At 63.3% G+C, this 13028-nt stretch carries 12 protein-coding genes and 1 riboswitch; of the genes, 10 read left to right on the top strand and 2 right to left on the bottom strand.

Annotated elements, in window-relative coordinates:
• The first annotated feature begins 1 nt into the window (after position 1).
• The 3 genes from J4721_RS00670 (at position 2) to glpD (ending at position 3557) form a co-directional block, all read left to right on the top strand.
• Entirely contained in the window at positions 2-1096 is a 1095-nt protein-coding gene (locus tag J4721_RS00670) for a DUF1513 domain-containing protein (protein ID WP_211001875.1), read from the top strand.
• A 93-nt stretch (positions 1097-1189) separates the two neighbouring features.
• The gene (locus J4721_RS00665) at positions 1190-1975 is read left to right on the top strand and encodes a DeoR/GlpR family DNA-binding transcription regulator (RefSeq protein WP_102858088.1); all 786 of its coding nucleotides are present in this window, start codon (positions 1190-1192) and stop codon (positions 1973-1975) included.
• Complete coding sequence (gene glpD, locus J4721_RS00660) at positions 1968-3557, top strand: glycerol-3-phosphate dehydrogenase (protein WP_211001874.1); 1590 nt, start codon at positions 1968-1970, stop codon at positions 3555-3557. The genes J4721_RS00665 and glpD overlap by 8 nt, the downstream gene beginning before the upstream one ends.
• Before the next feature lie 296 nt (positions 3558-3853).
• On the opposite strand, the gene J4721_RS00655 is transcribed toward glpD, so the two are convergent.
• Positions 3854-4399 carry a helix-turn-helix domain-containing protein gene (locus J4721_RS00655; protein ID WP_211001873.1) on the bottom strand — a complete coding sequence of 182 codons (546 nt, stop codon included), beginning with the start codon at positions 4397-4399 and terminating at the stop codon, positions 3854-3856.
• A gap of 39 nt (positions 4400-4438) precedes the next feature.
• Between J4721_RS00655 and J4721_RS00650 the strand changes: the two genes are divergently transcribed.
• A complete protein-coding gene (locus J4721_RS00650) occupies positions 4439-4816 on the top strand; it encodes a VOC family protein (protein ID WP_211001872.1) in 378 nt (125 codons plus the stop codon).
• A gap of 2 nt (positions 4817-4818) precedes the next feature.
• Positions 4819-5226 (top strand): VOC family protein, encoded by a 408-nt coding sequence (locus tag J4721_RS00645; RefSeq protein WP_211001871.1) that lies wholly within the window; start codon positions 4819-4821, stop codon positions 5224-5226.
• A gap of 155 nt (positions 5227-5381) precedes the next feature.
• Here J4721_RS00645 and cobO read toward each other — a convergent pair whose 3' ends face one another.
• Positions 5382-6017, bottom strand: a complete 636-nt coding sequence (gene cobO, locus J4721_RS00640; protein WP_211001870.1) for a cob(I)yrinic acid a,c-diamide adenosyltransferase — start codon at positions 6015-6017, stop codon at positions 5382-5384.
• Positions 6018-6067: 50 nt separating this feature from the next.
• Positions 6068-6283, top strand: a riboswitch (cobalamin riboswitch).
• Positions 6284-6381: 98 nt separating this feature from the next.
• On the opposite strand from cobO, the gene J4721_RS00635 reads away from it, so the two are divergent.
• The 5 genes from J4721_RS00635 (at position 6382) to J4721_RS00615 (ending at position 13026) form a co-directional block, all read left to right on the top strand.
• Complete coding sequence (locus J4721_RS00635) at positions 6382-6783, top strand: DUF1636 domain-containing protein (protein ID WP_014879416.1); 402 nt, start codon at positions 6382-6384, stop codon at positions 6781-6783.
• 4 nt (positions 6784-6787) lie between these two features.
• Positions 6788-7867: a cobalamin biosynthesis protein CobW gene (cobW, locus tag J4721_RS00630; protein ID WP_061048628.1), complete on the top strand. Its 1080-nt coding sequence runs from the start codon at positions 6788-6790 to the stop codon at positions 7865-7867.
• Between the two features lie 107 nt (positions 7868-7974).
• Complete coding sequence (gene cobN / locus J4721_RS00625) at positions 7975-11220, top strand: cobaltochelatase subunit CobN (RefSeq protein ID WP_211001869.1); 3246 nt, start codon at positions 7975-7977, stop codon at positions 11218-11220.
• Positions 11217-12395, top strand: a complete 1179-nt coding sequence (gene cobG / locus J4721_RS00620; RefSeq protein WP_211001868.1) for a precorrin-3B synthase — start codon at positions 11217-11219, stop codon at positions 12393-12395. The genes cobN and cobG overlap by 4 nt, the downstream gene beginning before the upstream one ends.
• A 1-nt stretch (position 12396) precedes the next feature.
• On the top strand, positions 12397-13026 hold the full coding sequence (locus J4721_RS00615; RefSeq protein WP_076619423.1) for a precorrin-8X methylmutase: 630 nt from the start codon (positions 12397-12399) through the stop codon (positions 13024-13026).
• The last annotated feature ends 2 nt before the right edge of the window (positions 13027-13028 follow it).

The raw sequence follows: 13028 nt of genomic DNA, 5'->3' as shown, positions 1-13028 counted from the left end.
CATGGCAGGCCCCTCCCGTCGCGGTTTCCTCGCAGGGCTTCTGGCCGCAGGCATGGCCCCGCAGGCCAGCTGGGCCGACCTTGGCCACCCCGCCTATCTCTCGGCTGGCAAAACCCCCGATGGCCGCTTCCTCCTCGCGGGTCTGGACCGCACCGGCACCATCCTGTTCCGCCATCCGCTGCCCGCCCGTGGCCATGCCGCAACCGCGCACCCCAGCCGCCCCGAGGCGGTCGCCTTCGCCCGCCGCCCCGGCCAATTCGCCGATGTGATCGACTGCCGCAATGGCGCAGCACAGACGCGGCTGACCCCACCCAAAGGTCACCATTTTTACGGCCATGGTGTATTTTCCCCGGACGGCTCCCGCCTGTTCACCACCGAAAACGCCTATGAAAATGGCGATGGTCGCATCGGCATCTGGGACGCCAGCGCGGGCTACCCCCGCATTGGCGACTACGCATCAGGCGGGATCGGACCGCATGATATCCGCCTGCGCACCAGTCCTGACGGCCAGCACAATCTGGTGGTGGCCAACGGCGGCATCCAGACCCACCCCGACAGCGGCCGCGCAAAGCTGAACCTCGCCACCATGCAACCCAACCTCAGCTACCTCAGCCTTGATGGCACCCTGGAGGATCAGCTGATCCTGAACGCCGAGATGCGCCTGAACTCGATCCGCCACCTTGCCATCAGCGCCACCGGCACCGTTGGTTTTGCGATGCAGTGGCAGGGCGACGCGGGCGCGGATCTGCCGATCATCGGCCTGCACAATCCCGGCTCCGCCCCCCGCCTGATGGCCGAGGATGACCCCCGGCTGCGCAACCTCAACGGCTATGGCGGCTCCGTCGCCTTTTCTCGCGATGGCGCACAGATCGCCGTCACCTCGCCACGCGGCGGCGTGGTGCAGATCGCCGACTGCACCAGCGGCGCCTTGCTGCATGAGGTCCGGCTGACCGATGTCTGCGGACTCACTGGCACTGGCGCGGGCTTTATCGTGACCACCGGCGCCGGTGAGGTCAGCACGATCCGCGACGGCACGCTGGCCCATCTGGACCGGTCCGATCTCGCCTGGGACAATCATCTGATCCCGATCCCCTGATCAAACGGTAAGAAAGACAAACGAAAGCAAAACGAAAATAATTCGTGACTTTTCGCAAACGGAGGCCTAGATAAGCCTGCGAAAGGATCACGCATGGACGCAACCGACAGACAGGCCGCCATTCTCGACCTGCTGACCCGGCAGGAGCGCGTCGAGGTCGAGGACCTCGCGCAGCGCTTTGGCGTCTCCCTGCAAACAATCCGCACCGACCTGCGCGATCTGGCGGCCCGTGGCGCGCTCTCTCGCGTGCATGGCGGCGCGGTGCGCAGCAGCAGTGGTGCCAGCCGCGATTACGCCGAGCGGCGCAAGCTGAACGCCCGCGGCAAACGCGCCATGGCCGCGCTCGCCGCTGATCTGATCCCCGACAACTGCGCCATCACCCTCAATATCGGCACCTCCACCGAACAGGTGGCGCGCGCGCTCTCTGGTCATCGCGGCCTTACAGTTCTTTCCAACAATATCAATATTATCAATATGATGATGGAGGATGAGAGCAAGGAACTGGTACTTGTCGGCGGCGCCATACGGCAGAGCGACGGCGCCATCGTGGGCGAGGACGCGCTAGAATTCATCGCCCGCTACAAGGTGGATATCGCCGTTATCGGCGCCTCGGCCATGGACGCAGACGGCGCCATTCTCGACCATGATCCGCGCGAAGTCTCCGTCGCCCGCGCCATCCTGAAAAACGCCCGCAAGCGGGTGCTCGTCTGCGACGGCAGCAAGTTCGCGCGCACCGCCCCGGTCCGCATCTGCGATATCTCCGATCTTGACGTGGTGATCACCGACCGCCCCGTTCCCCCTGAATTTTCCCGCGCAGCCGAGGCTGCGGACACGCAAATCCTCTGGGTTGGCGAAAACGAAAGTAGCGAAAATGCCTGATCCTCACGCGCAAGACCAGATCACCGATCTCTTCATCATTGGCGGCGGCATCAACGGCTGCGGCATCGCCCGTGACGCCGCAGGGCGGGGCCTATCCGTGGCGCTGGCTGAGATGAACGACCTCGCCTCCGCCACCTCCTCGGCCTCCACCAAACTGTTCCACGGCGGCCTGCGCTACCTTGAATACTTCGAATTCCGTCTGGTCCGCGAGGCGCTGATCGAACGCGAAGTCCTGCTGAAGGCAATGCCGCATATCTCCTGGCCGATGCGTTTTGTCCTGCCCTTCCACAAGGACATGCGCTTTGACAACACCACGCCGACATCAAAACTGCTGACGACGATCATGCCGTGGATGAAGGGCCGTCGCCCCGCCTGGCTGATCCGTCTGGGCCTGTTCATGTACGACAGCCTTGGCAAACGCGGTATCCTGCCCGGCACCTCCAAACTGGATCTCTCCAACGACCCCGCAGGCCGTCCGTTGGACCCGAAGTTCAAGACCGCTTTTGAATATTCCGACTGCTGGATCGAAGACGCGCGGCTGGTGGTGCTGAACGCCCGCGACGCGGAATCCCGCGGCGCCGAAATCATGACCCGCACCAAGGTGACAGGCGCCACCCGCAATGCGGACCACTGGGTGATTGACCTTGAAGACATCACAACGGGCGAAACCTCGCAGCGCCGCGCCAAGATGCTCGTCAATGCCGGCGGCCCTTGGGTTGCCGATGTGCTGCGTCAGAAACTGGGCCAGAACAGCCGCGAAAGCGTCCGACTGGTGCGCGGCAGCCATATCGTGGTGCCGAAACTCTACGATCACGGGCGCTGCTACTTTTTCCAGGGCACCGACGGGCGCATCATCTTCGCCATTCCCTACGAGGAAGACTACACGCTGATCGGCACCACTGACGCCGACCACCCCGACCCGCAGACCGCCCCGACCTGCACACCCGAGGAACAGGATTACCTGATCAATTTCGCCTCGCAATATTTCGCCAATCCGCTCAGCCGTGACGATATCGTCTGGACCTATTCCGGCGTGCGTCCACTTTATGACGATGGCGCCAGCTCTGCCACCGCCGCCACCCGCGAATATGTGCTGACCCTGAACGACAACGCCGCGCCGCTGCTGAATGTCTTTGGCGGCAAGATCACCACCTATCGCAAACTGGCCGAGGCCGCGCTGGAGAAAATCGGCACCGTGTTTCCCGACCTTCCACGCAACTGGACCGCAGGCGTCGCCCTGCCCGGCGGTAATTTCCCTGTCGGGGACGTGGCAAAACTCACCGCGAAACTGGCGCAGGACTATCCCTTCCTCAGCCCTTACGCGACTCGCCGCTTGATCCGCGCCTATGGGACGGAGGCCTGGGAGGTACTGGGGAATGCGACCTCGGCCGAGGATCTCGGCCAGGCCTTCGGCGCCACCATCACCGCCCGCGAACTCGACTGGACCATCACCCACGAATGGGTCCGCACTGGCGAGGATTACCTGCTGCGCCGCACCAAACTGGCCCTGCGCCTGACCGAGGCAGAGCGCGCCGCCGTCGACAGCTACATCCGCAGCAAAGCCGCAGATCTGGCCGCCTGAGTGCGGTTCGTGGGGCGGGTGGGCGCCGGATCGTTTCAGACCCCTACGCCTTAACCCACTCGCAACACATCCAACCCCTATGCGTCCGCACCCCGCGCAACGCCCACAAAAAGTATCAGCCCCCCTGCCCGATTGTTTCGCACGCGAAACATTTGGTCAGAGGGGCTGACGTTATTGCCTGTGCCCTTTGGTCGTGGAGGGGGGGGGCGTAGCACGCCCTCCCGCGGCGGCGCGCCATCTGTTCAGACGGCCCTTCAGGGCAATGCTGTCTCTCGTGATTTCAGGCTGACAGGCGCCTATCCGATAAAGCTGATTTCGCTGGCCACGACACGACTGATCAGCCCACCGGTGTTCACAGCGCGGTAGATAGATCGCGGAGGGCGGGCAGCCTCATCCACGTGGCGATGCACCCATTTCCGGCCCTCCATCGTTTTCAGCGACTGAGACAAGGCGCGATCGGTAATCGTGCGCAGATTCCGCTTTATGTCATTGAAGTGGCTCGGCTCATGCAGTGCTGTCAGTACCGGCAAAGTCCACGAGCGCCGCAGCAAATCCTGATCTTCCTTGGCGGTGACACTGTGAATTTTATTGGCGGTGGCGGCGGCGGAAATGCCCAGCGTCGTCAGTCGAAACTCCGGACGCAGCGGGTGACCATAACCGGGGTTTCGCTCCAGCAGCCCGATTGAAATCAGGTGATCGATGCTTTGCGCAAACGCGGTCCTGCTTGCCCCGGTGGCCGTCAGCAGCGGCGCCTGTCGCCCGGCAATGCCTGCGTGCAGATGGGCCAAAATAGGGATGGCCCAAGCTCTTGAGGTGGTGTTGACAAACGTCTCAATGTCCATAAAGTATAGTTAGTATATTTTAGATCAAAAGGGAAGACCATGGCGCTTATTTCATTGGAAAACACCATCAACATCTCGTTTTCGGTCAAGGATCGCCACGCCAGTGCGGATTGGTTCAAAACCATGCTTGGGTTTGATACGATCTACCATGCGGATGAGGCCGGATGGTCGGAGCTGCAGACTAATACGACCGGCGTCACAATCGGTCTGGGTGAGCATACCAAACCCGCCCCCGGAAACTGTGTTCCCGTCTTCGGCATCGCGGATCTGGATGCGGCGCGGCAAAAACTGGAACAGGCCAAGGTGAAATTTGACGGCGAAACCGATGTCGTCGAAGGTATGGTCAAGACGGCAACTTTCTATGATCCTGACGGCAACGCGATGATGCTGGCTCAAGATTTGACCGGTGGCGCGTAAGGATGCGTCGGCTCTGCACAGCGTCTATCGCCCTGCTGCTTTCGGCGGGTGTCGCCTCCGCTGCCCCCTTCGAGGAAGTCACCGTCGGGGTTCCCGTGGCCTCAATCACCGATGCAGAGGAATGGTACCTCACCCTATTTGGCGCTGAGGTTGAGGTCCTAAGGCCTGTTCCCGGTATTGTTGAATTTAAGGTGACACCCGAGACATGGTATCAGATTTTCGAAACCGATGATCCCCAGCCCTCCGGGGCCGTCGTCAGATTCTTGGTGGACGATATGGCCGCGTCTCAGGCCAAGTGGGCTGACGCTGGCATTGACACCGGCGAAGCAATCCAAATTCCAGATGTCGTGACCTATTCAGAGTTTACCGACCCGGACGGGAATGCCCTCGGGCTTTATGACCTGCCGTAAGCATTCAGGATTTCGCGACCGTTGAAAATCGCGGCTGCACCCGTTGTTGCGAGGTCCAATGCGAACCCTTACGGTTTCTCAATCCGGCGCAGTTCGGTCGGAACGCCCCCGCAATTCACAGCGGGGGCGTTCCATTTCCAGATTCTCACAACAGATCAGAATTCCACGCCCTTCTGGGCTTTGATACCATCGCGGAAGGGGTGTTTGATCTGGCCCATCTCGGTGACCAGATCAGCGATTTCGATCAGCTCTTCCTTGGCGTTACGGCCGGTCAGCACCACATGGGTCATCGGCGGTTTTTCGGTTTCCAAAAACTCCACGACATCGGCGATGTCGATATAGTCATAACGCAGGGCGATGTTGATCTCATCCAGCAGCACCATGGTATTGCGCTCGTCGCGGATCATCTCCTTGGCCTTTTCCCAGCCCTTTTGCGCGGCGGCAATATCGCGGGCCTTGTCCTGGGTCTCCCAGGTAAAACCTTCGCCCATCGCGTAAAACTGGCACAAATCGCTGAAGTTTTCTTCGATCAGTGTACGTTCGCCGGTCTGCCAGGCGCCCTTGATGAACTGCACCACAGCTGAGGGCATTTTATGGGCGACGCAGCGCATGATCATGCCGAAACCAGAGCTGGATTTACCCTTGCCCGGGCCGGTGTGAACGATGATCAGTCCTTTCTCGCCGTCCTTATTCTTCATCATGCGGTCGCGGGCGGCCTTCTTCTTGGCCATCTTCGCCGCATGGCGTGCCGCTTCTGCTTCGGAAATGTCGGTCTCGGGCGTATCGCTCATGGGAGCTCTCCTACTGGTTCGCCCATGTCTTGACAAAGACAGGGGCAATGGCGCAAGGGGGTTTTGTTGGTTCCTGCCATTTGGCAGGCGAAGAGGGAATGTGACAGTTGGGCCATCAAGGTCCGGCCAAGCACAGCCGCCCCCGCGACCGTGACCGGAGAGGTCTCCGATGCCACTGAGGAAACTCGGGAAGGCAGGATGACCGTCAAGGCCCCAGGCCTTGGCATCCGCAAGCCGGGAGACCTGCCAACAAAAGAAACGCAACGGGCGGACGGGGTGTTCCGCGACTGGCTGGGATTCCTGCGCGACCTTCGCGCCCCCGCTGGCCCGCAGCCCCCTCGCTGGAACCAAGTGAAGGGCGCTCATGGCCGAGGTAACACTGACGATCTGCACAACCTGCCGTCGCGGCGAGGTGACCGACCCGGAAGCTCCGCGCCCCGGCGCCCGCATGCTGGCTGCCCTGCAAGACGCCGATCTGCCCGAGGGCGTTGCGGTGCGCGGTGTCGAATGCCTTTCGGCCTGCACCCGTGGCTGCTCCATGGTGCTGAGCGGCGGCGATGCCCGCTGGAGCTACATCTACGGTGATCTTGATCCCGACGAACATGTGCCCGACATCCTGACCGGGGCCGCCGCCTATGCCGCCACCACGGATGGTCTGGTGCCCTGGCGCGAGCGTCCCGTAGTGTTCCGCAAGCAATCCATCGCCCGCATTCCGCCCGCACCTGTGGCGGCGCCTTCCACTCCCCCATCGTTGTCCAAGGATTAACCCCATGAGCGACCTGAACAAAATCCCCGTCACCGTCATCACCGGCTTCCTTGGTGCGGGCAAAACCACCCTGATCCGCCATCTGATGCAGAACCCGCAGGGCAAGCGTCTGGCCGTCGTGGTCAATGAGTTTGGCACCGCTGGTGTCGACGGCGAAATCCTCAAATCCTGCGCCGATGAGAACTGCCCGGCAGAGAACATCATGGAACTGGCCAATGGCTGCATCTGCTGCACCGTGGCCGATGATTTCATCCCCACCATCGAACAGCTGATGAACCTGCCGGAAAAACCCGATCACATCGTGATCGAGACCTCTGGTCTGGCGCTGCCGAAACCGCTGCTGAAGGCGTTTGACTGGCCCGCGATCCGGTCGCGTATCACCGTAGATGGCGTGGTAGCGCTGGCCGATGCCGAAGCGGTCGCCAAGGGTCAGTTCGCCACCGATCTGGATGCGGTGCAGGCCCAGCGCGAGGCCGATGAAGGCATCGACCACGAAACCCCACTGTCGGAACTGTTCAAGGATCAGATCTCCTGCGCCGATATCATCCTCTTGTCCAAGGCCGATCTGGCCGGTGAGGAGGGTCTGGACAAGGCCCGCACCATGATCGAGGCCGAAGCGCCGCGCAAACTGCCGATCCTGTCGATGTCCGAAGGCGTGATCGACCCGCGTGTCATTCTGGGGCTTGAGGCCGCCGCCGAAGACGATCTGGACGCGCGCCCCTCGCACCACGAGCATCATCACCACCACGACGATGATCATGACGACGATCACCACCATCATGATCATGACCACAGCCATGACGATTTTGATACAATCGTGGTCGAAATGGGCGAAGTCTCTGATCCGCAAGTGTTGCAGGATGCCATCGTGAAACTCGCCCGCGAGCGTAATATCCTGCGCGTCAAAGGCTATGTTGCGGTAGAAGGAAAACCGATGCGTATGCTCGTTCAGGCCGTGGGTGAACGCCTGCGCGCGCAATATGACCAGCCCTGGGGCGCACAGGCGCGCAAGACCGTTCTCGTGGTCATCGCCGAGCATGACAATATCGACGCCGAGGCCATCCGCGCCGAGCTGGGGGCCTGAAACGGATGCCTGCGAAGCGCCAGATTTTCGACGGTCTCGCCCACCCGGCCGGACCGGGCGCTGCCATCCCCGCTTCCATACCCCCCTTCAGGCAAGGAGCCTGACCCATGCATGTCGTCTTCCGCGAAAGCCACGGCCTCGACGAGAGTGATACACCACAGGATCTGGGGCAGACGCCTGCGGATCTTGTGGTGCTGTCGTTTTCCGACAGCGATCTCGGGGCCTTCGCGGCGGGCTGGCATCGCGGCAAGGACCGGCTGCCCTCGCTACGCCTCGCCAATCTGGTGGCGCTGAAACACCCCCTGTCCGTGGACGTCTATGCCGAGCAGACACTGGAGGGCGCCAAGGGCATCCTTGTGCGTCTTATCGGCGGCGAAAGCTATTGGTCCTACGGGCTTGCCACGTTGCAGGACATGGCCCGCCGCAAGGGCATCGCGCTGGCGATCCTGCCTGCTGACGGGCGCGAAGACCCGCGTCTGGATGAGCTGTCGACCCTCCCCGTCTCAACCCTGCGCCGGTTGCAGCATCTCTGCGATAGCGGCGGGGCCGTGGCCGCGCAGGCCGCACTGGCGCAGCTGTCGCTGGCGGCGGGGCTATATGCAGGTCCGGTGACCGGGCTGAAATCCGTGCCGCAATATGGTTGTTACGACCCGGATCGCGGCGTCTTGGCAGAGCTGCCTGAACAGGACAAACCGCTGGTTCTGGTCAGTTTTTATCGCTCCTATCTGACGGCCGCCGACACCGCGCCTGTCGATGCGCTGATCGCGGAACTGCGCGGACGGGGCTATGCCGCCTATGGTGTCTTTGCCGCCAGCCTGAAGGCGCCGGAAGCTGCCGATTGGCTGCGCAGCACCCTGCCCGATCTGGCCCCGGCTGCGATCATCAACGCCACTGCGTTTTCCGCGCAGGGCACCGACGGCAGCGCTTCGCCGCTCTCGACCACGGGCTGCCCGGTGTTTCAGGTGGCGCTCTCGACCGCGCGGCGCAAGGACTGGGCCGAGGCCGACCGGGGTCTGTCACCAGCCGATCTTGCCATGCATGTGGTGCTGCCCGAGGTGGACGGACGCATTTTCGCAGGGCTGGTCAGTTTCAAGGCGCCGGGCAAAAAAGATCCGGACCTGCAATATTCCCGCTTTGCCCATCGCGCCGACCTGGACCGGGTAAAGGCCGCAGTGGACCGGATCGAGGGCTGGCTGCGGCTGGCGCAACTGCCCAATCATGACAAACGTCTGGCGCTGGTGCTGTCGACCTATCCGGGGCGCGATCACAATCTGGCCCATGCGGTGGGGCTGGATGCACTGGCCTCCTGCGATGAAATCCTGCGCGAGCTGTGGGATCAGGGCTATGTGGTCGAACCGCTGGAAAGCACCGGCCTGCGCCTGATGGGCGAAACGCTGAGCCTGCCGTTACAGGACTACAGAACCGCCCTTGCAACCCTGCCGCAGGATCTACAGGATACCCTGGCCGAGGCTTGGGGCCAGCCGGAGGAAGACCTCGACTGCCGCGATGGGGCGTTTCATTTCAAAGCGTTGCGCGCGGGAAAGGCGCTGATCGCGCTGCAACCGGAGCGCGGCGAGGTGAAAACCCGCGTCGATGATTACCACGATCTCGACCGTACCCCGCGCCACGCTTATGTGGCGTTTTACATGTGGCTGCGCAGCCAATCCGACGCCATCGTCCACATCGGCGCCCATGGCACATTGGAGTGGCTGCCCGGCAAATCCGTCGCGCTTTCGGCTGCCTGCTGGCCCGAGGTGCTGACCGGCCCGCTGCCAGTGGCCTATCCCTTTATCGTCAATGATCCGGGCGAGGCCGCACAGGCCAAGCGCCGCATTGGCGCGGTTACCCTTGGCCATCTGCCGCCACCATTGGCCCAGACCAATCTGCCAGACGGCATGGCGCGGCTGGAAAGCCTGCTGGATGAATATTCCACCGCCGACGGTCTGGACCCCGCCCGCCGCGACCGGCTGATCGACAGCATCCGGACCGAGGCGCAAGGCACAGGCGTGGAGGCTGATCTTGGCCTCACCCCGGACAGCTGCGCCGCCGAGGCGATCACCCGCATCGATGCCTTTGTCTGCGACATCAAGGAAAGCCAATACGGCGAGGGGTTGCACATCTTTGGCACCGGTCAATGTGGTGCCGAGGAACGCGCCGGTCTGATTGCAGCGCTGAGCGGGCATATGGTGCCCCCCGGCCCGTCCGGATCGCCGTATCGGGGCCGTACGGATGTCATCCCGACCGGGCGCAACCTCTTTACCACGGATCCCCGCGCGGTGCCCTCGCGGGCGGCGCAGGCGCAAGGGGTCAAGCTGGCGGAAGAGCTGCTGCGCCGCCACCTTCAGGACCACGGCGACTGGCCCAAGGGCTTGGTGATTGATCTCTGGGGCTCTGCCACCATGCGCACCGCAGGCGAGGAATTTGCCATGGCGTTGCATCTGGCGGGGCTTGCGCCCAAATGGGACGAAGGCTCCGAGCGCGTCTCCGGTTTCGAGGTGCTGCCGCTCTCAATGCTGAACCGCCCCCGCATTGATGTCACCCTGCGGGTTTCCGGTCTGTTCCGCGACGTCTTCCCCGGCCTGGCCCAGATGTTCGAGGCCGCCGCCGCCGCGCTGGCGGCGCGTGAAGAATCTCAGACCGACAATCCCTATCTGATTGAGACCCCCCGCGTCTTTGGTCCGAAACCGGGCCAGTATGGTCTGTCGATGAACCCGCATCTGGATGACTACACCGACGAGGCCCGCGCCGCAGCGGGCGAGGCCTGGCTCAATGCGTCTTCGCACGCGATTGATGCCAAGGGCGATATCAGTGAGGCACGCGCCGCGCTGGAGGCCCGGCTGCAAACCACGGATAGCTTTGTGCACCTGCAGGACCTGCCGGAAACCGACCTGCTGGTGGCGTCGGATTATGCCGCGCATGAAGCTGGATTTGCCGCCGCCATGGCGCGCATCGGCCAAGCCGCCCCTGCGCTTTACCACATGGATGCCACCCGACCTGACAAACCGCAGGCACGCAGCTTGGGTGAGGAGATCGCCCGCGTCACCCGTGCCCGTGCGGCCAACTCGGACTGGGCCACCTCGATGATGAACCACGGCTTTCGCGGCGCGGCGGAAATCGCGGCGACGCTGGATCACATGGCCGCCTTTGCGCATCTGGCACAGGTGGTGCAGCCGCATCTGTTTGATCTCTATTTCGAGGCCACTTTGGGCCGCGAGGATCTCGTTGAATTCATGAGCCGCGAAAACCCCGATGCGCTTCAGGCCATGCGCGACCGCTTTCGCGCGCTGTTTGACGCCGGTCTCTGGAGCACGCGACGCAACTCCATCATGGCCGAGCTGGAGGGCGCGGTGTGACGGGCCACGCCGCCTCTCCAGCGCCCAAAGTCTATGGCTGGTGCCCCGGTGCGCTGCGCCCGATGATGTCGGGCGACGGGCTGGTGGTGCGGGTGCGGGCACCTTTGGGGCGGCTCACGCCTGAACAGGCGCGCGGTCTGGCCGAGCTGTCGCAGCGGTATGGGTCAGGCCTTGTCGATATTTCCGCCCGCGCCAATCTGCAACTGCGCGGCATCCGCGAAGACGCCCACCGCGCGCTGATCGCGGGACTGCGCGATCTGGATCTGGTGGATGAGGATGCGGGTGCAGAAGCGCGCCGCAATATCACCCTGACGCCGTTCTGGCGCGCAGGCGACGACAGCCACAAGATTGCACAGGATCTGGCCGCAGCGCTGACACAGGCCCGCGATCTGGCGCTTCCCGGCAAATTCGGCTTTGCCGTGGATTGCGGTGCGGCCCCGGTCCTGACGGACACCGCCGCCGATATCCGTATCGAACGTGGGCCCGACGGGCTAATCTTGCGTGCAGATGGTGCAGACACGGGTCTGCCGGTCACCGCTGAAACTGCCGCAGGCGAAGCCCTCACGCTGGCCCGCTGGTTTCTCGACCAGGGCGGCGCGTCCGAGGGACGTGGCAGAATGCACCAGTTGATTGCGCGCCGCACACCACCCACAGTGCATGTCGCAGCCGCCCCCGGCGCAACGCAGATTGCACCACAACGGCCGGGTGCGACCACATCAGGCCTGTTGGTGGCCTTGGAATTTGGCCAGATGCCTGCCCGCACGCTGGCGGCGCTGGCCGATCACGGAGCATTGCGGCTGACCCCCTGGCGGATGCTGCTGGTGGAAGACATCAGCAGCCTGCCGCCCCTGCCCGGCCTGATCCTGGATGCAACGGATCCCCGCCTGCGGGTGAGCGCCTGCACCGGTGCACCCGGTTGCCCGCAGGCGCGCGCGGTCACGCGCGATCTGGCGCGTGATCTGGCCGCTGCGGTCCCCGTTGGTCAACACCTGCATATTTCGGGATGCGCCAAAGGCTGCGCCCACCCCCGCCCCGCCGATCTGGTTCTGACGGCGACCAACACTGACCGATTTGATCTGATCCGCAATGGCACTGCCGCGGATCACCCGCTAAACACCTCCCTGAGCGCCGATGCATTGCGCGCCGCTCCCGAACTTCTGACAGAGGGCAGCTGACATGCGCCACACCTATGAAACCAACGGCGCCGCGATCTATGCCGAGAGCTTTGCCACCATCCGCCGCGAGGCCGATCTGGCGCGCTTCACCAAGGACGAGGAAGTTGTCGTCGTTCGCATGATCCACGCCGCCGGGATGGTGGGGCTGGAGGAGCATGTGCGGTTTTCCGACGGCATGGCAGAGACCGCCCGCGCAGCGCTTGCCAAGGGCGCGCCGATCCTCTGCGACGCCTATATGGTGAGCGAAGGCATCACCCGCCCGCGCCTGCCTGCGGACAATGAGGTGATCTGCACGCTCCGCGATCCCAAGGTGCCGGAAATGGCCAAGGACATGTCCAACACCCGCTCCGCTGCCGCGCTGGAACTGTGGCGCCCGAAACTGGAAGGCGCGGTTGTGGCCATCGGCAACGCCCCCACCGCGCTGTTCCATCTGCTGAATATGCTGCAAGACCCCGCGTGCCCGCGCCCCGCAGCCATCATCGGCTGTCCGGTGGGTTTTGTCGGCGCTATGGAATCCAAAGACGCACTGATGGAGGACTTGCCAGTGCCCTCGATGATCATCAAAGGGCGTTTGGGTGGCTCCGCTATCACCGTGGCTGCCGTCAACGCGCTGGCGAGCTGGAAAGAATAACC

Source organism: Phaeobacter sp. HS011, from assembly GCF_018101215.1.
Classification (GTDB): Bacteria; Pseudomonadota; Alphaproteobacteria; order Rhodobacterales; family Rhodobacteraceae; genus Phaeobacter; species Phaeobacter inhibens.
The sequence above is the reverse complement of the archived record's forward strand: the minus strand, read 5'-3'. Positions and strand labels throughout refer to the sequence as shown.

What these genes read in the sequence shown, in the direction of transcription:
- J4721_RS00670 (WP_211001875.1), top strand. Translation starts at nt 2, where the DNA reads ATGGCAGGCCCCTCCCGTCGCGGTTTCCTCGCAGGGCTTCTGGCCGCA.
- J4721_RS00665 (WP_102858088.1), top strand. Translation starts at nt 1,190, where the DNA reads ATGGACGCAACCGACAGACAGGCCGCCATTCTCGACCTGCTGACCCGG.
- glpD (WP_211001874.1), top strand. Translation starts at nt 1,968, where the DNA reads ATGCCTGATCCTCACGCGCAAGACCAGATCACCGATCTCTTCATCATT.
- J4721_RS00655 (WP_211001873.1), bottom strand. Translation starts at nt 4,399, where the DNA reads ATGGACATTGAGACGTTTGTCAACACCACCTCAAGAGCTTGGGCCATC.
- J4721_RS00650 (WP_211001872.1), top strand. Translation starts at nt 4,439, where the DNA reads ATGGCGCTTATTTCATTGGAAAACACCATCAACATCTCGTTTTCGGTC.
- J4721_RS00645 (WP_211001871.1), top strand. Translation starts at nt 4,819, where the DNA reads ATGCGTCGGCTCTGCACAGCGTCTATCGCCCTGCTGCTTTCGGCGGGT.
- cobO (WP_211001870.1), bottom strand. Translation starts at nt 6,017, where the DNA reads ATGAGCGATACGCCCGAGACCGACATTTCCGAAGCAGAAGCGGCACGC.
- J4721_RS00635 (WP_014879416.1), top strand. Translation starts at nt 6,382, where the DNA reads ATGGCCGAGGTAACACTGACGATCTGCACAACCTGCCGTCGCGGCGAG.
- cobW (WP_061048628.1), top strand. Translation starts at nt 6,788, where the DNA reads ATGAGCGACCTGAACAAAATCCCCGTCACCGTCATCACCGGCTTCCTT.
- cobN (WP_211001869.1), top strand. Translation starts at nt 7,975, where the DNA reads ATGCATGTCGTCTTCCGCGAAAGCCACGGCCTCGACGAGAGTGATACA.
- J4721_RS00615 (WP_076619423.1), top strand. Translation starts at nt 12,397, where the DNA reads ATGCGCCACACCTATGAAACCAACGGCGCCGCGATCTATGCCGAGAGC.